At 35.1% G+C, this 19504-nt stretch carries 25 protein-coding genes; 10 read left to right on the top strand and 15 right to left on the bottom strand.

Annotated elements, in window-relative coordinates; genetic code table 11:
- The first annotated feature begins 152 nt into the window (after positions 1–152).
- Both M0Q24_RS01060 and M0Q24_RS01065 read left to right on the top strand, forming a co-directional pair.
- Positions 153–1046: a glycosyl transferase gene (locus M0Q24_RS01060; protein WP_295045983.1), complete on the top strand. Its 894-nt coding sequence runs from the start codon at positions 153–155 to the stop codon at positions 1044–1046.
- Position 1047: 1 nt separating this feature from the next.
- Positions 1048–2253 carry an MFS transporter gene (locus M0Q24_RS01065; protein ID WP_295045984.1) on the top strand — a complete coding sequence of 402 codons (1206 nt, stop codon included), beginning with the start codon at positions 1048–1050 and terminating at the stop codon, positions 2251–2253.
- Positions 2254–2262: 9 nt separating this feature from the next.
- On the opposite strand, the gene M0Q24_RS01070 is transcribed toward M0Q24_RS01065, so the two are convergent.
- Together M0Q24_RS01070 and M0Q24_RS01075 are read right to left on the bottom strand one after the other, a co-directional pair.
- Entirely contained in the window at positions 2263–2640 is a 378-nt protein-coding gene (locus tag M0Q24_RS01070) for a hypothetical protein (protein WP_295045986.1), read from the bottom strand.
- The gene (locus M0Q24_RS01075; RefSeq protein WP_295045988.1) at positions 2637–3206 is read right to left on the bottom strand and encodes a bifunctional precorrin-2 dehydrogenase/sirohydrochlorin ferrochelatase; all 570 of its coding nucleotides are present in this window, start codon (positions 3204–3206) and stop codon (positions 2637–2639) included. Before M0Q24_RS01075 ends, M0Q24_RS01070 begins: the two co-directional genes overlap by 4 nt.
- A 127-nt stretch (positions 3207–3333) precedes the next feature.
- On the opposite strand from M0Q24_RS01075, the gene M0Q24_RS01080 reads away from it, so the two are divergent.
- From M0Q24_RS01080 to M0Q24_RS01100, 5 genes are read left to right on the top strand one after another with little or no spacing between them, the layout of a single operon-like run.
- On the top strand, positions 3334–4341 hold the full coding sequence (locus tag M0Q24_RS01080; protein ID WP_295045990.1) for an Lrp/AsnC family transcriptional regulator: 1008 nt from the start codon (positions 3334–3336) through the stop codon (positions 4339–4341).
- Positions 4341–4736 carry a hypothetical protein gene (locus M0Q24_RS01085; RefSeq protein ID WP_295045992.1) on the top strand — a complete coding sequence of 132 codons (396 nt, stop codon included), beginning with the start codon at positions 4341–4343 and terminating at the stop codon, positions 4734–4736. The genes M0Q24_RS01080 and M0Q24_RS01085 overlap by 1 nt, the downstream gene beginning before the upstream one ends.
- Entirely contained in the window at positions 4733–4894 is a 162-nt protein-coding gene (locus M0Q24_RS01090; protein ID WP_295045994.1) for a hypothetical protein, read from the top strand. Before M0Q24_RS01085 ends, M0Q24_RS01090 begins: the two co-directional genes overlap by 4 nt.
- Complete coding sequence (locus M0Q24_RS01095; protein ID WP_295045996.1) at positions 4891–5184, top strand: hypothetical protein; 294 nt, start codon at positions 4891–4893, stop codon at positions 5182–5184. Before M0Q24_RS01090 ends, M0Q24_RS01095 begins: the two co-directional genes overlap by 4 nt.
- Positions 5181–5870 carry a hypothetical protein gene (locus M0Q24_RS01100; RefSeq protein ID WP_295045998.1) on the top strand — a complete coding sequence of 230 codons (690 nt, stop codon included), beginning with the start codon at positions 5181–5183 and terminating at the stop codon, positions 5868–5870. The genes M0Q24_RS01095 and M0Q24_RS01100 overlap by 4 nt, the downstream gene beginning before the upstream one ends.
- On the opposite strand, the gene M0Q24_RS01105 is transcribed toward M0Q24_RS01100, so the two are convergent.
- Together M0Q24_RS01105 and M0Q24_RS01110 are read right to left on the bottom strand one after the other, a co-directional pair.
- On the bottom strand, positions 5867–6064 hold the full coding sequence (locus M0Q24_RS01105) for a hypothetical protein (RefSeq protein ID WP_295046001.1): 198 nt from the start codon (positions 6062–6064) through the stop codon (positions 5867–5869). The genes M0Q24_RS01100 and M0Q24_RS01105 overlap by 4 nt on opposite strands.
- Positions 6065–6077: 13 nt before the next feature.
- Positions 6078–7934, bottom strand: coding sequence for a flagellar assembly protein A (locus tag M0Q24_RS01110; protein ID WP_295046004.1), 1857 nt, complete (start codon positions 7932–7934; stop codon positions 6078–6080).
- Positions 7935–8053: 119 nt separating this feature from the next.
- Here M0Q24_RS01110 and M0Q24_RS01115 point away from each other — a divergent pair, with 119 nt between their 5' ends.
- Complete coding sequence (locus tag M0Q24_RS01115; RefSeq protein WP_295046007.1) at positions 8054–8848, top strand: arylamine N-acetyltransferase; 795 nt, start codon at positions 8054–8056, stop codon at positions 8846–8848.
- Positions 8849–8890: 42 nt separating this feature from the next.
- Here M0Q24_RS01115 and M0Q24_RS01120 read toward each other — a convergent pair whose 3' ends face one another.
- From M0Q24_RS01120 to M0Q24_RS01165, 10 genes are all read right to left on the bottom strand, one after another.
- Positions 8891–9883: a nicotinate-nucleotide--dimethylbenzimidazole phosphoribosyltransferase gene (locus M0Q24_RS01120; RefSeq protein WP_295046009.1), complete on the bottom strand. Its 993-nt coding sequence runs from the start codon at positions 9881–9883 to the stop codon at positions 8891–8893.
- A 49-nt stretch (positions 9884–9932) separates the two neighbouring features.
- The gene (cobC, locus tag M0Q24_RS01125; protein ID WP_295046012.1) at positions 9933–10484 is read right to left on the bottom strand and encodes an alpha-ribazole phosphatase family protein; all 552 of its coding nucleotides are present in this window, start codon (positions 10482–10484) and stop codon (positions 9933–9935) included.
- Positions 10481–11203 carry an adenosylcobinamide-GDP ribazoletransferase gene (gene cobS, locus M0Q24_RS01130; protein WP_295046015.1) on the bottom strand — a complete coding sequence of 241 codons (723 nt, stop codon included), beginning with the start codon at positions 11201–11203 and terminating at the stop codon, positions 10481–10483. The genes cobC and cobS overlap by 4 nt, the downstream gene beginning before the upstream one ends.
- Positions 11200–11712, bottom strand: coding sequence for a bifunctional adenosylcobinamide kinase/adenosylcobinamide-phosphate guanylyltransferase (locus tag M0Q24_RS01135; protein ID WP_295046018.1), 513 nt, complete (start codon positions 11710–11712; stop codon positions 11200–11202). Before M0Q24_RS01135 ends, cobS begins: the two co-directional genes overlap by 4 nt.
- Positions 11713–11714: 2 nt before the next feature.
- A complete protein-coding gene (locus M0Q24_RS01140; RefSeq protein ID WP_295046020.1) occupies positions 11715–13334 on the bottom strand; it encodes a YcaO-like family protein in 1620 nt (539 codons plus the stop codon).
- A 91-nt stretch (positions 13335–13425) separates the two neighbouring features.
- Positions 13426–13677 carry an iron oxidase oxidoreductase gene (locus tag M0Q24_RS01145; RefSeq protein ID WP_295046023.1) on the bottom strand — a complete coding sequence of 84 codons (252 nt, stop codon included), beginning with the start codon at positions 13675–13677 and terminating at the stop codon, positions 13426–13428.
- 70 nt (positions 13678–13747) lie between these two features.
- The gene (dbpA, locus tag M0Q24_RS01150; protein ID WP_295046026.1) at positions 13748–15103 is read right to left on the bottom strand and encodes an ATP-dependent RNA helicase DbpA; all 1356 of its coding nucleotides are present in this window, start codon (positions 15101–15103) and stop codon (positions 13748–13750) included.
- Positions 15103–15294 carry a YwbE family protein gene (locus tag M0Q24_RS01155; RefSeq protein WP_295046029.1) on the bottom strand — a complete coding sequence of 64 codons (192 nt, stop codon included), beginning with the start codon at positions 15292–15294 and terminating at the stop codon, positions 15103–15105. Before M0Q24_RS01155 ends, dbpA begins: the two co-directional genes overlap by 1 nt.
- A gap of 111 nt (positions 15295–15405) precedes the next feature.
- Positions 15406–15915, bottom strand: coding sequence for an NAD(P)H-dependent oxidoreductase (locus tag M0Q24_RS01160; protein ID WP_295046032.1), 510 nt, complete (start codon positions 15913–15915; stop codon positions 15406–15408).
- An 8-nt stretch (positions 15916–15923) separates the two neighbouring features.
- Positions 15924–17099 (bottom strand): CynX/NimT family MFS transporter, encoded by a 1176-nt coding sequence (locus M0Q24_RS01165; RefSeq protein ID WP_295046034.1) that lies wholly within the window; start codon positions 17097–17099, stop codon positions 15924–15926.
- A 198-nt stretch (positions 17100–17297) separates the two neighbouring features.
- Here M0Q24_RS01165 and M0Q24_RS01170 point away from each other — a divergent pair, with 198 nt between their 5' ends.
- Both M0Q24_RS01170 and M0Q24_RS01175 read left to right on the top strand, forming a co-directional pair.
- Positions 17298–18512, top strand: a complete 1215-nt coding sequence (locus M0Q24_RS01170; RefSeq protein WP_295046037.1) for a type II toxin-antitoxin system HipA family toxin — start codon at positions 17298–17300, stop codon at positions 18510–18512.
- Positions 18481–18708, top strand: a complete 228-nt coding sequence (locus M0Q24_RS01175; RefSeq protein WP_295046039.1) for a helix-turn-helix transcriptional regulator — start codon at positions 18481–18483, stop codon at positions 18706–18708. Before M0Q24_RS01170 ends, M0Q24_RS01175 begins: the two co-directional genes overlap by 32 nt.
- Here M0Q24_RS01175 and M0Q24_RS01180 read toward each other — a convergent pair whose 3' ends face one another.
- Complete coding sequence (locus tag M0Q24_RS01180) at positions 18709–19488, bottom strand: RNA methyltransferase (RefSeq protein WP_295046041.1); 780 nt, start codon at positions 19486–19488, stop codon at positions 18709–18711.
- Positions 19489–19504 lie beyond the last annotated feature (16 nt).

Consider the following 19504-nt stretch of genomic DNA (forward strand, 5'->3'; position numbering starts at 1 on the left):
AAATATAGGTAAAATAATACAACTTTATGACATTGTAATGAAAAATAAAGATTTTACACCTATAATTGCTATACTGCGAAGCACTATACAGGCATTATTTGAAGTTAAGTGCAAAAGTAAAGTTATCTAACAATTAAATACTAGGAAGAGGGATGGATTTTTTCAAATATATACATGCGGTTGGAACAGGAGTTAAGGGCAATAGAGATCTCAGCTTAGAAGAGTCAAAAGATATGATGAAGCAGATGCTAGATCGTAGTGTTCCAAACGAGCAAATTGCTGCTTTTCTCTTGGGATGGAGACTAAAGCCTGAAACTATTACGGAGTTTAGAGGTGTAGTTGAGGCTTGTGATGCTTATGTAAAAAGAAGTACGATCAAAAACTCTTTAGAGTTAGGTTATCCATTTGATGGAAAAGTTAATAACCCTTATATATTTCCACTTGTTGCAAAGGTTTTAGAAGATTCAAATCTAAATCTTATACTTATCGGAGACAAACTAACTCCAGCAAAAGGTGGCATTACGCTAAAAGACATCTGTACAAATATGTCTCTTAATGAAAACGCTCACTATTTTGATAGAGCTGAATTTTTTAAAGAGATGAGCGACCTCACTGAGATTCGCATGAATCTAGGACTTCGTACAGGACTAAACACTATAGAGAAACTTCCAAATGTAGCAAATAGTGAGTACGCAATAACTGGTGTTTTCCATAAACCTTTTGTTCAAAAGTATGTAGAGATCTACTCAGACAAATATAAAAGATTTGCACTTATTCAAGGAAATGAAGGAACTCCAGAGCTTTTTAGTAAAGGAAGACTTTGGATTTGTGATAAAGGAGATGTTGAAGAGATCATCGTAGATCCAGAGCACTTTGGTATCAACTACACAAAATCATGGGATGCTATCACACTCCAAGAGTCACTAAAGCAAGTTCAAGACCCATCAGATGAATTCATGGAGTTAGCAAAATTAAATGCAGCACTCTATCTTTTTGTCACACAAAGAGCTGTTAGTATAGATGATGGTTGGGAGATGTTGAAGTAGTATGGATAAGTTTTCAAACCATATAAGAAATATCTTGCATGGTTTTTTTCTAACTATTGGGACTACTATCGCTGAGCCTTCGACAATCTTGCCACTCATCGTAAATCACTTCGGTGGAAGTTCTATGCTTGTTGGTTTTTTTGCAGCTCTCTTGCGTGGTGGAGCAGTTGTTGTTCAACTCTTTGCTGCATTTCAAGCTCAAAGCTACAAGCTTATGTTGCCATACATGAGGCGAGTCTTTTTTATCCGATTTTTAGCATGGTTTTTTATTGGTGTGGCTATTGTGGTCTTTGGCGAAGATAGTCCAAACCTTACTCTTTTTTGCATAGGTTTAGGACTTTTTTTATTCTCTTTTAGTGCAGGTTTTGGAGCAATCTACTTCAAAGATATCATCGCTAAAATTTTCTCTCACAAGTTCCGTGGAAAAACGATGGCTTATAGACAGTTTTTTAGCGGAGCAGGAGGACTTCTTAGTGGTGCTTTGGCTGGTTGGATCATTCACACATTTCAAGCACCTTATAGTTATGGTTACCTCTTTATCATTAGCTCCTTTATTATGGGTCTTGGTTATATCTCATTTGGAACTATTGATGAGCCTATAAAAGAAGATGTAAACAAAAGAGAGAACTCATTTAAGACATTTTTACACAACTCATGGCTAACTCTAAAGGCTGACAAAGATCTACAGATCCAGCTAAAGACCTTCTTTTTAGCCTACGCTTATCTCATAGCTCTTCCCTTTATTATTCTCGATGCTCAAACTAAGATAGATCTAGATGGTGTGGCTATTGGTAGTTTTATAACTACTCAAATGGTAGGTGCGATGCTTAGTAATTTTTTGTGGGGAAGACTTAGTGGTAAGGGTAAAAACAGACTAACTGCAAATCTATCTATAATGATGCAAATAGTTGCCATTCTCATGGCTTTTGTAGCATCTAACATCTATCAATACGCTTTGATATTTTTCCTCATAGGAGCGGCACTTGATGGAAATCGCATCGCATCTGGAAACCTTATCCTATCTATCGCTCCTGCACAAAAGCGACCTACTTATGTGGCTATACAGATAAATATTATATCTTTTGGTCTCTTTTTCTCCATACTTGGAGGAGCAATTTTACATTTTTTTAGTTACACAGTTTTATATAGCGTAGCATCTGCTATGCTTTTTTTATCGCTTTACTACTCTTTTAAATTAAAAGACTGAGAACTCTTCTTAGATCCCGTAAAAGCTTCTAAGAAATTCTCTCTCTTTATCAGTCTCTATAAAAATCTTAACTACAGTTTGATTGTTATCACCTAGTACTAAAAGATCATTTGCTTCTACTCTTAGGTGAGCTTTACCCCATTCTCTATCAAGCTCATCTAAACGGTGTAGTACTTCAGCGGCATTAGGTTTTTCTTTCTCACCTGTTTGAATGTTGTTGATGGTTAACCCACCTATTCTTTTTTCTAGTTGATACGGACTATAAACCTTGATAGCTTTATAGATTCTATCTTCTTTATGATCAGGTGTAGCTCTTTGCATAGCGATGTATCCTAGCGCTAAGAACCCAAAAAGTAGTCCAAATATTAGTCCTTTTTTAATGCTCATTTTATTCTCCATGATTTAATATAATTTTTTGCTTTATCCTTAAGCATTTTCATTCTCTCATTTCCTTTTGGGAGTGTAGCGCGAAATTCTTTCATCTCTTTTAAAAACTCGCCTACATCTTTTGGAATGACACTCTCTAAGTAGATTTTTAATTGTTTTGTAAAGGCTGGTGACGCGCCATTTGTTGAGATAGCTAAAGTCAAATCACCTTGCTTTATATACGAAGCAAAGGTAAAGTCACAATTCTCTAAATTGTCAACACTATTGCAAAGGCATTTATACTCTTTTGACTCTTCATATATCTCTTTTGCAAGAGTCAAATCATCTATAGCAATTATGACAATATCATACTCTTTTATATCACCAACTCTATAAGCTCTTTGCTGATATAAGAGAGTTTTTTGCTCCATAACTTTAAACATATCGTCACAAAATTCTTGAGCTATTATATGTATATTTTCTGTAAAACCTAAGAGCTGTACAAGCTTATTGTGGGCAACAACTCCTCCACCTATTATAAGTATTTGCTTAGCATGGAGATTTAAAAAAGCTGGAAAATAAGGCATATATCTCTTTTATAATGTTTACAACATCATAGCATAATAGACAAAATGACAAACTTGATGTACATCAACGATTATTAATATAGATTATCTTACAATCTTTAGATAAAATAATCACAAAGAACATAAAATGACAGATGAAATACTCTCAAGAATACAAAAAAAGTTTCCACTTGTTGCTAAGCCTTTTAAGGTTATAGCGGATGAGCTCGACATGAGTGAAGATGAAGTTCTCACCATACTACAAGAGCAAAAAACTAAAAATATTATCCGTCAAACTTCGGCTATATTTGATACTAAAAGACTCGGGTACAAGTCATCTTTGGTAGCTTTTAAAATCGCAAAAGAAAAAATTAGCGATGCAGTTAAGATCATAAATTCTCATCCTGGTATCTCTCATAACTATGAACGAAATCATGATTTTAATATCTGGTTCACTCTAGCAGTACCACCTCACTCAAAACTTGGACTTGATGGTACAGTCTCACTTTTGGCAAAACTCACAGATGCAGATGAGTTTATAATGCTACCAACTCTAAAACTCTTTAAAATCAATGTCAAACTAAACACAACTGGCAAAGATGAAAAGAAAGAAGAGGTAAAAAAAGTTGTTCACACTGAGATAGAGATGACACCACTTCATCACGCGATAGTTAGAGCTGCACAGTATGATATAGAGATGATAAGTGAACCATTTAAGAAGATCATAGATGAACTTAACATTGATTATGATAAATTTTTCTCAATCCTTAATGAACTTCAAGAAGCTGGAGTTATGAGAAGATTTGCTTCCATACTTAACCATAGAAAAGCAGGCTTTAATGCCAACGCTATGGTTGTTTGGGATGTTGATGAAGAAAAAGGGGAAGAGATCGGTGCAACAGCCGCTGCCTTTAGTGCAGTTAGTCACTGTTACTTACGCCCAAAATATCCAAACTGGCCATATAACCTCTTTACAATGGTTCATGGCAAAACAAAAGAAGAGACTGATTCTATCATCGCTGATATGGCAAAAGAGATAGAGTCAAAATCACATATGCCACTTTATAGTTCAAGAGAGTTTAAAAAAGTTCGTATCGAGTACTTTACTAAAGCTATGGATGAGTGGGAAGAAAAATATCAAGGGAGTGATGCATAATGGAATTATTTTTTGAATTAGAGATTGTTTATTTAGTCATAGGTGTCTTTATACTAAGTGTAACAGCAGTTGTAACAACGAGAGAGTTTATGCCAAAAGTTGCATTTATGCGAGGAATGTTAAGCGTTGGATCTATCCTAGTTATAATGATTTTAATACATTATTTTATGACGACTTCTCGTATGGATGGTGTTCAAGCTATCTTTGAAAATGGCGAAACTGTCATTTGTGAAAATAAGATGCAACGAAGTGTTTCAAGATCAGTTTTAATCTCAAAAGAATTGGGTTGGAGACTTGAAAACCATAAGTTTATAAACGAAGATTATGAGAGAGATTTTCATAGTTCAAGATGTATAGAGTTTGACGGTATAGAGCCAGAGCTAGAAAAAGAATGAAAGAGATATTAAAACGCTACTCTATGGCTCTTGTTTTTTTATTTTTAGTTATTGCTCTAATGATAGCTGGAACTTTCGGTGTTATGAAGTTTGGCGATAAAATGATAAAAGACACAGGTCTTGAAATGAAACCAAGAGGAGAAAGGTTGAACAAATGAGTTTGAGTATTATTTTAGGCGTTGGAGTAGTTTTAAGCATAATTTTTCACTTTGTAGGTGTTTATGCTGGAGCAAAAAAGATTGTTTGGATAGCGATAGTTCTTATATGGGCAGCATCAATAAACATTGCTATGAGTGAGATTAAACCCTCTGGATACAAAGCGATAGAGAAGATGAAAGGTCAGTTTAGCGATACAGATGCTCTTATAGAAGAAGCAGGGGAGAGTATCTCCGTTTATGAACTAGTTCTTATCAAAAATAATTATGCTACCAATAATCCTAAGAGATGAAAAAAACTATAGGTATCATTGGTTGTGGATGGCTTGGAAAAAAACTCCAAGAGCACTTACTCAACTTTTTTGATGTTGAGTGCTATGAGCGAAAAAAAACAGATACAAAGAGTTCTTTTTGGCAAAGAGATCTCATCATCATTGCTATCAATACAAAAGATAACTACCTACAAACTCTAAAAAAAATCTCTACACTTACAGCAGATCAAACTACCACCATTCTTATGAGCTCTACTTCTGTTTATAGAGAGTTTGACAAAGAAGTCAATGAAGAGGTCAATATAACAAAAATAGCTCTTCAAAGAGAGGCTGAGATGTTGATGCAAGAGTTAAATAAAAATCTTCTCATCTTACGTCTTGGTGGTTTGATGGGAGAAGATAGGATCTCAGGCAGATGGAAGAGTGCTTCTTCTTTTAGTGATTCGTTTGTAAACTATATACACAGAGATGATGTTATCGCTATCACAAAAGGGCTGATAGTTCGTGACATTTCTAGTGGCATATATAATCTTGTAGCACCTCTGCATCCACTAAGATCTGATGTTCACAAAAAAAACTCCAAAGATTTTGGTTTTGAGCTTGGCACATTTGAAGGAAAAAGCTATCGCACAGTAAACTCACAAAAGATTATAGATGAGTTAAACTACACTTTTTTACACCCAAATCCACTAAAGTTTTGGGACTAATTACTTCTCGCTAAGGCTGCAAAGTCTATCTCTTCTTGCTTCTCTTCTTCTTTTGCTCTTTTATCCTCTTCATAGCTTCCTGTAGTAAAGATATACTCACTACTTTTTAGTGTACAGCCCTTCATCCCAGGAACACAAGGTTTTTTAACAAGCTTGCATTGTCCCTTATAATCATGTTGACAAGTCCATCCCATCCTCTTAGTTCCTTTATTTTGAATTAATAATTTTGAGAACCCCATCATCATCTTCATAAAGTTCGAAGATCTTTTTACTCATTCTCTCATTTGTTCTAAGCTCTATTTCTCTATCTGGATGATGAAGCTTATAGGTTATGTGATTAAATCCTCTTAGGGATTCCCCTAAAAGTATCTTTGCTTCAAATATATCTGGATAAGATTGTAGAACTTTCTCTTTTAACTTATCATATTGAACTTGTTTAAAATCAAATTTTTCTTTTAATTTTTTATATCGAACTCTGATTATTTTACAAATTTTAAAGTTTTTTATAAGAGTTAGTGGTATCTCTTGCTTCTCACTCTGATTTTTGATGATAAGCTCTTTGATCTTTTGGCACGACTTTAAACTCTCTTTTACTTTTCTAGCACTATCTTTAAACTCACGCTCAAGTTCATCAAACTCTTCTTTTGTCTTTTTAAAGTAAATATCATCATCTGATTTACTATCATCAAACCCACTATTTACTAAAGAATCTAAGATAAATATATTCTCTTCACCTCTTATTTTTTCGATCTCTATATACTGTGATGCTTCCATAGTCACATGCGAGCCTAAATTTTCAATCGTTATCTTTTTTGCTCTAATTTTTCCTCTTGTAGCATTTTTAACAATAGCTTCATCAGCGATAATTTCTCCACCTTCAAGATTTTTTACTTCAACTTTTCTAGCTGTAACTTTTCCTTTGTGAAGGCTAATAGTAGCATTTATACATTTTATAGAAGAGTCACCATGTGTTTGTCCCTCAATCTTTACTTCTCTAGCTTCTATATGAGCATTTGGACCAACACTTCCTTGTATGAAAATATTTTGAACTTTTACATGCATACCCTCTTCTATAGCATCTTCTAAAGGGTTGTTTTTTACAACATTTATAGTTATCTCTGAATCTAAGTTAGAGTTGATTGTTCCTGTAGTTTTAAAAGATATCTCATCTACATCTATGCTATTTGCCACATCATATTTGTCACCGTTTTTGACAAGATATCCACTCTTTTTTGAAAGATATTTAATATTCTCAAAACTATCTTGAACTTCTATGCCATCTTCGACTGTAAAAGTAGGGGTTACATCAAGGTTTACGCTTTGAACTTCGATGATTTTCCCCTTACAAGATCTACCATGTTTACCTTGCTGAGGCTTTATAAACTCAAAAAGTTCTTCACCCTCAGCACAACTCAACATAAACCCTCTATTTGAGTAATCAATCCTACCAGAGCTATCTTCCACTCCAACATTGTTGTTCTCTTCTATGCTCATATGTAACTGAGGTTCTATAGATTCTACAGCTTCTAAACCTTTTGCTACTAGTATCTTTTTATCTTCTTTAAAAGTGACTTTTTTTACTCTCTTTATTGCTTTTACAAACTCTTCTATGCTTGTCTCAAAATCAACATCAAAGAGATAAAATAAGATCCCAGCTCTTAGTTTTTTTTCATCTATATAGTCTAGGAAATCATCATAAATATTGTCATAATATTCTATTTGAGAACCTCTTTTTATAATAAAATATGCAAGAGTCTCATCTTCATTAAACTCTATCTCGCATATCATTCTTAAAAAAGGATATCCTTTGTAGTATGGGCTTACTGTGATGTCATATTGTTGTTCAAATTCTGCTTCTGCATCTCTTAAAGCTTCTTCTTCTTTTATATATCTATTTAGCTCTTCATCAGAGAGTTTAACAAGTCCTGCATCCTTATTTTTTATAAAAGTTTGTATCTCATTAATGCGGATATACAGTCTTGATATGGGGATGGAATTTTGTGCAGCAATGCGTAAAAGTTCTTTGTAAACATTGTTTGTTGAGATGTCTATAGAGTCAGTCATGTTTATCTCTTTTGCTTGTTTTAAATCAAAAATTCACTTTAATTATACCCATATCTGTTAAATAATAGATTAGTTCTTTTTGTATATAATATACATATATTATAAAAAGTGAGTTATTTATGCAAATTATAGAACGTTATTTGAAGAGTATCGGGGTAGAGAATAGACCAAAAAACATCTCTGATATAGACCTTCTTATAAAAAAACATCTACAAGAACTCTCTTTCTCCAACATACCAATTTTGCTAGATGAAGAGATATCTCTAGATCTAGAGGCAATTAGTGAAAAAATGATAGAGCAGAAAAAAGGTGGTTACTGTTTTGAACACAACAAGCTTCTTTATGAGGCGCTAAAGTATTTTGGTTTTGAAGTAGAGGCTCCCTTTGCAAGAGTTTTAAATAACCAAAAGATAGATGTGCCAAAGACTCATCGCTTTACCCTTTTAAAGTTTGAGGGTGAGAGATACATCGTAGATGCAGGCTTTTCCTTTATGTCGCCTAACTCTCTTATCAAGTTTGGCGATACTCCAACAAAGACAATTTTTGAAAGAGATTACATCGTAAAAGAGATCTCTGCAAACAATTTTGAGTTAGCTATGATTCGAGGAAATGGGCTCTACACTCTCTACTCTTTTGATCTAGAAAAGTACAATGAGCAAGATTTTGAGATGGGACACTTTTACTCCTCAAAACACAAAGATGCTCCCTTTGTAAACAACCTTGTCCTCTCAAAAATAACAGATACAAAGATCTGCTCTCTTAAAAACAACTCCTATCATGAGATCTCAAAGAATAGCAAAAAAGAGATTGTCATAAAAACTGAGAATGAATTTGCTAAGATCTTAAGAGATAAATTTGAGTATGAGATCTCAGATAGAGATTTGAGATATCTATTTGATAAGTTTATAAACTAACAACTTTATATAGCTAGATCTAAGAGCTTAAATCTCTTAGATCTACATACTATATAAAATATACTCTATCTCTTTTAAAAGTTCACTATTATCAACTCCATTAACACAGGCATATCCAAGTGCCGCACCCGCTCCTGCACCCTCTTTTGCTTCGCCATCGTCATACTTTTTAAGAAAATCTATAGTTGCTTCTTTAAATGAAAATTTTGTATAAATGGCATGTGGTTTGTAGCTAAGAAGTGAGAGTATATGGGCGATATCTGAATTTTTATCCTCAACTACCCATGCTGTTGTCGCAAGAGTTATATTGTCACTCTTTATGCGCATAAGCACATCCTCTTTTAACTTATCAGCTGTAAGTAAAACTGCCGCCATCTGAGTTGCGCCTGCTAAGACTACATGAAATCTTCTTGAGGCTTCAAGCAAAAAACCAGCGTTAAATATCAGCATATTGTCGCCCACAATTGAGAGCTTCTCAAAACTGCTCATCTCTTCATCTATTAAAGCAAGAGCCTTACTTATTGTCTCATCTTTTATGCTTTTTGGAACATTTAAAAAGCTAGAAGAGAAATCTTTTGCACACTCATATCCTAAAGACAGAGCAGAAGCAGCAGCTGTTGTTGTTCCACTTGGCACACACTCTGCTAAGATAAGATAGTTCCCCTTTAGCTCATACTCTCTTCCTGCCTTCATACCTTTTTCAAACACATCTTTTGCGTCAATATTTGCGCCACTTACAATAGATCCAGACGCTTCTATGCCAAAGCTCTGAGTGCTTGTGTTTTGTGGTAATTTTGTAAGTCCTAGATCATAAGTTAGTATGGAGCTAAATGGAACTAAATTGTGTACAGCTCTTGTTATAATGGCAGGAGTTGGCACACCTGAGGGAGTCTCTGGCACTTCACTTAGAGAGAAGACTTTACCGTGTGTTATAAACTCCGCATCAAGTGTTGGAGTAAGTGGTATCATGCCTGGGATCCCAGCTTGTGTAATGCCCTCTATCTCACAGGTTAAAGTAACAGAGGCAGCTAGCAAGAAGTCTGCTTTTCCTTTTGGGAGTGAGTCTTCTTTGTTCGTAAAAATATTATATGTTTTGATTTTCTATCCTTTTTGTAGTAATTGATCCACACTCTACTTTTATGCTAAATGCCTCTTCTAAACTTATATTATCTAATATGCAAAAGAGAACTCTAATAACTCCAGCGTGAGTTACAACTAAGATATTCTCTTTTTTTAGTGATGGCAGAAACTCTAAAAAAAACTCTTCTACTCTTGCACTAAACTCTTCGTAAGGCTCTCCATCAAGTAGATCTAGCCACTGCGAAAAGTCTTTATATTCTCTACCTTCTTTAGCAACAATTTCTTCGTAACTCATTCCCTCATGAACACCCCAAGACTTCTCTCTTAGCATCTCTGTGTAGATGATATTTTTTGCGTGAATTGACTCTTTTATACTATCTTTTGTACGCCTTAGATCTGAGCAAAACAGAGCGTCAAACTCTAAAGCATCAAGTTTTTTAGCCAACTCTTTTGCATTTTCAACTCCAGCCTTAGAGAGCCCAATATCGTTATGACCGTTATAGCAGTTTTTATATCTCTCATCCACTTCGCAGTGGCGAACAAGTGTTACTATCATAGAGAAAAAAGAAGTACATTTAGTAAAACAAGTTCAGTTACTTCAATGCTAAAACCATAAATATCACCTGTAAAACCGCCATATCGCTTTATAAAAAAACTCTTTATAAAAAACAGCACCAACAAAGCACAAAGAAGAGCTAGCCAGATCTCAAAGATAGCGACTAAAAGAAGTGAGTAAAAGAGTGCGATAAGCATCTGTGTTTTTGTAAATTCTGCTTTTGCTAAAGTACCCATTCCATTTTGACTTATATATGGGTAGAAGTAGATTGCTAAAGTGGCATTTAGGCGAGATAACATAAGAATGATGGGAAGCAAATAGATAGCTTCAAAATGTGCTAAAGATGAGGCTTTTGCTATTAAAAAAGTAGCACTCATTATCATGCCCATTCCACCTACATTTGAATCTTTCATAACTTTTAGAGCTTTTTCTTTTGATACATAAAGCCCATCAATTGTGTCACTTAGTCCATCAAGATGGAGTCCACCAGTTAGTAAAACCCATAAAACAAAGATGATGATACCAAGATGAAAAGAGGCAATATATGGATCTAAAAGAGCATAGACTCCCCAAAGGATAGATCCAAGTAAGAAGCCCACAAGCGGGTAAAACATAACTGCATATCCATTTATGCCCTTAAAAAAATCATGGACTCTGAAAAAGGGAAGAGTTGTGAGCATTGAGACTGCAAGAGCAAAACCTTTAAAAGTATTGGTCATTTTATCCTCACAGATATGCCAGCGATAGTGTGATAGACCTCATCGCACTTTGAAGCTATAAGTTGAGATAGTTTACCGCTTATATCTACAAACTCCCGTGCGAGTCTGTTATCAGCAATAACGCCACTTCCAACATCATTTAAGACAAAAACTATCTCTCTATCTAGCTCTAAGATCTTCTCTATCTCACACTTTATCTCTAAAAAGCCAGATCCATGGTAAAGCATATTGTTTATCCACATACTCACACACTCCACCAAAACAGATCTCTGGCTCTTCTCTATCACACTAAGGAGATCTAGAGCCTCTTCTATAGTCTCAAAACTATCGCTTCTACTAAGTTTATGAGCATCTACTCTCTCTTGCATCTCTTTGTCTATAAACTCTGTAGTTGCTAAATATATAGGCTTTTCCTTAGAGTTTTTCACTATATAATTTTGTGCATTTAGTGATTTGCCACTTTTAATGCCACCTATAAAAAGAGTCTTTTTCTTCGCCATTTTGTTCATCTTTATATCTTTATACCTTGAACTTTTTTCTTCTCTAGCTTCTCATACATCTCCAAGATATTGTAGTAGTCTTGGTGAAGAGTCAGATCTACAAAAGACTCATCTCTACTAAGAACTCTTTGTGCTCTCTCTACACTTTTCTTTGAAAAAACATTAAAAAGAGCCTCTTCGTAGTCCTCAAAATCCAGCCCCTCTTCTTCCATATGAATAAGCTCTGAAATAACTCTCGCATCTTTTTTTGCACTAAATTGCAGAAACTCTAAAGCCTCATCTCTCTCGTCCAAAAGAAGATAGATATTTGCTTTAAACTCCGCCATTGTGAAGTTGTTTTTAAATATCACGCCTATATATTTATCCATATTTAAAGAGTCATCAAGTGAGCTTATTGCATCTAGTATATCTTCTGCATCGTAGTCACTAGAGTTTAAAACCATATCGCGGATAACTTTTGCACTGTTTTTATTGTTATAAACCAGATCTTCTATAGGATAGACTTCTGAGATGCTTGGAATGAGCATTTGACATGAGTAAAAGCCCAAATAGTCATACTCTCTTAAGTAGATCTCCTTACCCATCTCTTTAGCGATACTTGTTAAAAATTCAAACTCTTCCATCTCTGCATCATACTTCCAAGGTGAATATTCAAAACTAGACTTTGAGCTTAAAAATCCAAATGCATGTTTGGCATTTGAATCTACAAAGTGAGACTCTAGGTTAAAGCTATCTGCGACTAGATCCATGTCAAATGTTGGCATCTCAAAATCATCAAGCCTCTCAAGTGAGCGACCCTGCATAAGCTCTGTCATAGTCCGCTCTAGGCTCACTTCAAGGATGGGATGTGCACCAAAAGAAACAAAGAGAGTTGAGTTTTTAGGGTTTATAAGCGAGATGGCAGTCACTGGAAAAATCCCACCAAGAGAAGCATCAAAAACCTCCACAATGTAACCGAGATCTCGTAGAGCTTTGATATCTTCGCTTAATTTTGTAAATGACTGAATTATGCTTTGTGGAAACTTTGGCAAAGAGTAGCCATTTTTTATGACCTCAAACTTTGCATATCTCTCATAGATCTCACTAAGAGCTTGAACTTGAGCCTCATTTTGTGTGTTTCCGGCTGAGAGTCCATTACTTACATAGAGGTTGTGCAAGATATTTATAGGAAAATATACTTCTTCTTTTGTGCTTAGGTTTTTAAAAGGAAGCGAGATGACTTTGTCTTCATGTTCAGAGTTGAAGTCAACAAAATCCTCTCCCATAAGTTCGCCATTTGGGTTATAAATAGCCAGTAACTCTTCATTTAAAAAATCCCCATCAAGCTCAAATGCTACTTCATCTGGGTAGTGTTTTTGATCTGCAATATAGAAGTCGCTAAAGAAAAGATTTGTTTGAAGTCTCTCAATATATTCACCATAAGCACTAGCCATTGCAGACTCTTTGATTGTACCTTTTCCATTTGAGTAGATGTGGTTTGGGGCTTCAAGGGAGCTAAGATTTAACGAGTAGCAGTTTTGCAAAGGGTGTTGTCCATCTGAGAATTTAGTTTCGCAACCAAGATCTTCTAAGATTTTTTTCATTTTTTTGATTGAGACTTCTAGCGGAGCATCTTTTGATAGTATATTCACTGTTTTTCCATTATTTAGATGGATATATTATACACATAAAGAGCTTAGATAGATGAGTCTATACGCTTTTAAAACTCACCTATGCACATACTTATTTCTTTTTAGGACTCGCATAGTAAGCTGCACACCAGCCTTGTGGATCTATGGAACCCTCAACCATTCTACACTCATTTGTTTCAGGTAAAAAGTGCATACAGTCAACACAGACTAGCCCATCTTTTGGAGTATCTTGATACTTGTATTGAGCCTTAGTTCCTTTTGCTAACAAAGGTGTAGCACTAAATGTTACAAGCCCGAGTACCGCCATATATTTTAAAAATACTCTTCTTGATAAATCATTCATAATAACCTCCTAATTTCACAATCAGTATCGCAAAAATCGATAAGTTTAATTATAACACAAGATTATATATTTACAAGATCCACAAAGAGAATTTTTTAGCTTTTATCTTAGAGTTTTTTAGTTTTTCATAGGCCGCGTCTATCTTAGAGCTCTCTATAGCTACATAACTCTGTCTATCGTAAATGTCGATTTTTCCTATGCTACTTCCGCTAATATTTGCATCTTTTGTAAGAGCGCCTAGAATATCTCCAGCTCTAAGTTTATCCTTTTTACCGCCCTCGATCACAAGCGTAATAAACTTCGGTTTCATCTCAAATCCATTAACAACTTTTAGCTCACTTATGTCTAAAAATTCTCTTTTTGCGTCTCTATATTCATCCGCTTTATCGCTCTCGTAAGTAGTGTAAAGACTAAACGCCAAGCCATCACATCCAGCTCTGCCTGTTCTTCCTATACGATGAGTATATATCTCCTGAGAGTGAGGCAAATCGTAGTTTATAACCATAGTTAGCTCTTTTATATCAAGTCCACGAGCCGCTACATCTGTCGCTATGAGAATCGGGCAACTCTTGTTTGCAAACTGAACTAAAACATCGGTTCTGTCATACTGCTCTAGATCTCCGTGAATTGCGAGTGCATCTATCTTTGCTTTTTGCAGATTTTTAGCAAGTTCATCTGCTTCTATCTTTGTGTTAGTAAAGATAATGGCATTGTCTAGTTCAAAATTACTTAGTATCTTGATTATGGCTTCTTGCTTGTCGTTAGCTTCATAAAATCTCTCATGTATCTTGTTCGCAACCTCTTTTGAAGCAGTTTTTACAAACTCCGCTTCATGCGTAATAGTAGCCGCAACATCTTTAACTTCATCGGTATAAGTAGCTGAGAAAAGTAGTGTCTGTTTTCTCTTTTTACAAAATGACAAGATCTCGTTGATCTCATCGCTAAAGCCCATATCTAACATTCTATCGGCTTCATCTAGGACTAAAATATCTAGATCTTCTAAACTCAAACTCTCTTTTTTAAGATGTTTTAAAATGCGTCCACAAGTCCCAACTATTATGTGAGCGCCATGTCTAAGAGATCCGAGCTGTGGACCAAAAGCCGCACCTCCACAAAGCGTTAAGATCTTAACATTGTGAGTAGCACGAGCTAAAAGTCTAAGCTCTTTTGCCACTTGGTCAGCTAACTCTCTGGTAGGGCAAAGCACTAAAGATTGTGGTTTAAACTTCTTTACATCAAGCTTCTCAAGTAGCCCAATTCCAAAAGCCGCAGTTTTACCGCTTCCAGTTTTTGCCTCAGCTACTACATCTTTACCCTCTAAAATGAAAGGAAGTGCTTGAGACTGAACTTCTGTCATCTCTTTATAGCCGATCTCTTCTAAGTTTGCTAGCATCTCTTTTGATAAAGATAAATTTGAAAACTTCATTAGTAGATCTCCTTTACACGACCAACTTCACCACTCATAAGTCGCACTTTTATACCATGAGGATGAGATGGGGATTTGGTAAGAATATCACGAACTATGCCATCTGTGAGCAGTCCACTCTGTTGATCTTGCTTTAGAATAATAGCCACGCTTTGACCACTTTTTATATCTTTTCTCTGAGTGCCATCCATAACCAAACCTTTAGTTTTTAAGTGTGTGATTATAGCTGTAATCTTCTCAGTTGTCATTAAGCCTTTAGTTTTACCGCTTCCACTTTAGGAGGTGGAGCGAGTAGAGAAGCCCTAAGCTTCAGATAGTCTTACTAATGATTTTATAATTGCAAGTGCTGACTCTTCATTTAGATCTTTTGTGTAATTTGTTAGCAGCTCTCTTGCTAAAATATTTGCGCCTAGATGCCCAAAATGTATTCTCATAGCTTGAAGACCTTTTGCTCCTCCACTACCACTGTGCGTTGCAAGAGCTACTATTTTCTCACCAAAAGCTTCTCTCCAGTCCTCTGTTGCTCTTGTAATCCATGCTGTTGCATTGTTTAGTACAGGAGGCATTACTCCGTTGTATTCAGGTGCTACGATGATAAAAGCTTTTGAAGCCAATATTTTTTGTGTTAAATCTACTGCGGATCTAGGGATACCATTTTTTTCTTCTTCTACTGTGCTGTAAAGAGGTAGTTTTATATCAACTAAGTTGATCAACTCAACTTCACAATTTTCTTTCAGTGCCAGTTCTTGTAGTTTTAATCCTAACTCTTGATTGTTAACAGAACTTGCAACCAATATTATTATTTTTGCCATGATTTTCCTTATTTATTTTTTTCTGTTTTTGCTTTTATACCAAATAAAATAATTATCCCTACTATTGAGAGGATAGATAGAACTTTAAATCCAGTAGTAAAACTTTGTGAGGTTATGTCCAAAATCAACCCAAATCCAGCAGCACCTATTGCAATTCCCAAGTTAGACGCAGCAGTTATGAAAGCCAAGCCCATACCAGTATGTTCTGGCTTTACCACATCAGGTAGTAAAGAAAATATAACAACTGGTACAAAAGCAAAACCTACTCCTAAAGCCACCGCCCAAAGTGTTAGCGAAAGCCAAGACGCAGCCATAGCAAAGAACGCTATTGACATTACTAAAAGTCCTAGATATAAATATATCTTTTTTTGACCTGTTTTATCTATGATGATCCCGACAATAGGGGTTAGAAAAATCGATACTAGCATAATGATACTTGTGAGAAATCCTGCCTCTTGTACAGACATGCTATGGAGTTGAAAAAACTGAGATCCAAAAGTTATATAGGCCAGAAGTTGAGCATTTGCTATCATCCAGATGATTCCTAAAAATATCAAGCCTTTGCCTAGATCAAACTTTATTTTAGAAGAGTCTGGATCTTCTTTTGGCTTATCATCTGGTGTGACTAGAAAAAAGATTACTATAAGTAAAACCACAGAAACAAAGCCAACAATAACCCCTATGCTTGACTGCCAACTCATAACTAAACTAAAATATCCAAAAAGATTTAAAGATATAACTGTACCAACTGGTACTGCTACATTAAATACTCCCATAGCGGTTCCAATGTTGCCTTTAGTAAAATAGATAGTAACTAAGAGTGGTGAAAGCACAAGAAGTATGGTTGATCCTGCTCCTGAAATCAGCCTATAGAGTAGTAGTGCGGTGTAAGAAGAAGACATTAAAAAGCCTACTAGACCTACTATTACTAAGACTAATGCTACTATTATCATCTTTTTTAGATTTAGCTTATCTAAAAAAAAGACTGCAAAAAATGGGATAAAAATCCCCAAAAGTGCATAAGAACTCATGAGTAGTCCAGCTTCGCTGTTAGAAAAAGGAATCTCCTCCATTATATTGCCAAAAATTGGCGGCAGGGCTTGCAACGATATTGCAAAAACTAACATCAATATAAAAGATATTGCTAAAACTACCCATTTATATGAACTTTTTTCATCTATCATAACTACTCACTTTTACTAAAATATTTTGATTGTTATTTTCTTGGAGTGAAATCTTAGCCATTAAGTATTAATATAAAATAAACTATATAGAGTAGCTTTTAGCTCAAACATACTCTTTGGATTAATATGTAAATATTACTATACATTTTATGTCAATCATACTATAATGATAAGTAATCTTATCATTTAAGGTACGAAATGAATACTATAGATGTAAAAATACACAATCAAAAAGTGGGTGAGCTCTTTTTTGAAAAAGAGTTAAATAGTTTTGGGTTTAACTATACAAAAGATTATCAGCCCATTTCTTTGATCATGCCTTATAAAAGCTCGTCTTACATATGGAAAAACAAGTTGCATCCTATATTTGATATGAATATGCCTGAGGGTTATCTGTTTGAGATTTTAAAACAATATATATCTAAAGAGCATGGATATTTGGATGATTTCTTAGTTTTTTCATATCTTTGCTCAAATATGCAAAGTAGGCTAACTTATGATAGCAAACTTAGTAAAGATAAGTTTTTATCATTTGATATGGATGAGATTTTAAAAAATGACACCGAAGATACATTCTCAAACCTTGTATCGACCTACTTAAGCAAAAATGCCATAAGTGGAGTTCAACCAAAATCTTTAGCACTTCTTGAAGATAAAGAGAGTTTTACTACTAAAGAGTACATCGTAAAAACATGGGGTGAAGAGTATAAAGAACTAGCTTTAAATGAGTACTTTTGTCTAAAAGCTATAGAGAAGGCAGGTGTGAAAATCCCAAATATCAAACTATCAAAAAACAACAAGTTTTTAGTGGTAGAGAGATTTAATTATGATGAAGTTAGTGATAGCTTTCTTGGATTTGAAGAGATTCTAACCCTTCAAGGTAAAAACAAAGATGAAAAATATAGTGGTAGTTATGAGCAAGTAGCAAAGATTGTCTATAGTGTATCAACAAATAAACTAGCTGATATGCAAACACTTTTTAAAATCATAGTTATGAACTATCTGCTCAAAAATGGGGACGCGCATCTAAAAAACTTTGGAATGCTTTATGATGAAAACATAGAAAATATTTGGCTATCTCCAGCATATGATGTGGTAAATACAGTTGTATATATCTACAAAGACAGACCAGCTCTAACTATGTTTGGTAAAAAAGTTTGGTTTGGCAAAGAGGAGTTAGTAAAGTTTGGCATTGAATCCTGCTACTTATCAAATAAAGAAGCAAATATCTTATACGATGAGTGCTTCAAGGCTTTAGATCTAGCTATAGATGAGCTTGAGCTCTACATAAAAACAAATGCTAAGTTTGAAGATGTAGGGCGCAAGATGCTTGATAGTTGGAGACTCTCAAAAGATCAAAAAACATACAAGGAGATCCCAGTTGAAATTACACGAAATTGGTCAAAGAGTTAAAACCTTACGAAAAGAAAAAGCTATGACTCAGGTACAACTAGCAAAACTATGCGGCATTAGCCGAGTAACACTAGGCAAGATAGAAAGAGGTGAGCTTGGGAGCGTTTCTGTAAGAACACTAGATATTATCCTTGCTAGCTTAGGCTATGAGCTAGATATAAACCTAATCAGTGGCTATGGATTGCCTAGTTTATAATCAACTCTTATATAAAAGTCGATACATCATAATGGAAGCTGCGACACTTACATTGAAGCTCTTAACTCCCTCAGCCATCTCAATAGTGAGCACCTCATCGCATAAACTAAGCACTTCTTCTGATATTCCTTTGCCCTCATGCCCCATTAAAAGAACCCATTTTTTGGGAGCTTTTACTTGTGAGAGAAGTGTTGCATCTGGCGTAACTTCTGCGGCAAATACTCTATATCCATTTTTTTTAAGTCTCTCTATAGTCTCTCTTATATCTTCATAGATGTGGATTTTAAGCTTGCTCACATAACCCATAGAGACTCTTAAAGCTCGCCTGCCATAAGGGTGCGGAGATTGACAAGGCAGAAGGTAACTATCTACTCCTAAAGCGGCTGCACTTCTAGCAATAGATCCGACATTTTCAGTAGATGTTATAACGTCGAGCATCAAGATCTGATCGCCTAGTAGATCTAGCGGAGTTGGATCTGGGCGGATCCCGTGCATCATGCAGTTATGATGGATCTTATGTCCCACAATGCTCTGCATCTCTTCTTTAGTAGCAATAAAAAGCGTCTCTATCTTTTTTGACTCTATAAGATGTGAAAACTCATCGTAGTACTCTTTTGTAGCTAAGATGCTTTTTACTTTTACATCGCTCTCTAAGAGCATATTTACAACCTTTGGACTATCGGCTATAAAGCTGTTATCTGAACTAAAGGCGTTATCTCTTAACTTATGATAAATTTCTAGCTCTAGTGTGTTTATATTGTTTATTTTTATATATTTCATCTGCGGTATAATAGCA

This window comes from Sulfurimonas sp., from assembly GCF_023228785.1.
Taxonomy (GTDB): domain Bacteria; phylum Campylobacterota; class Campylobacteria; order Campylobacterales; family Sulfurimonadaceae; genus Sulfurimonas.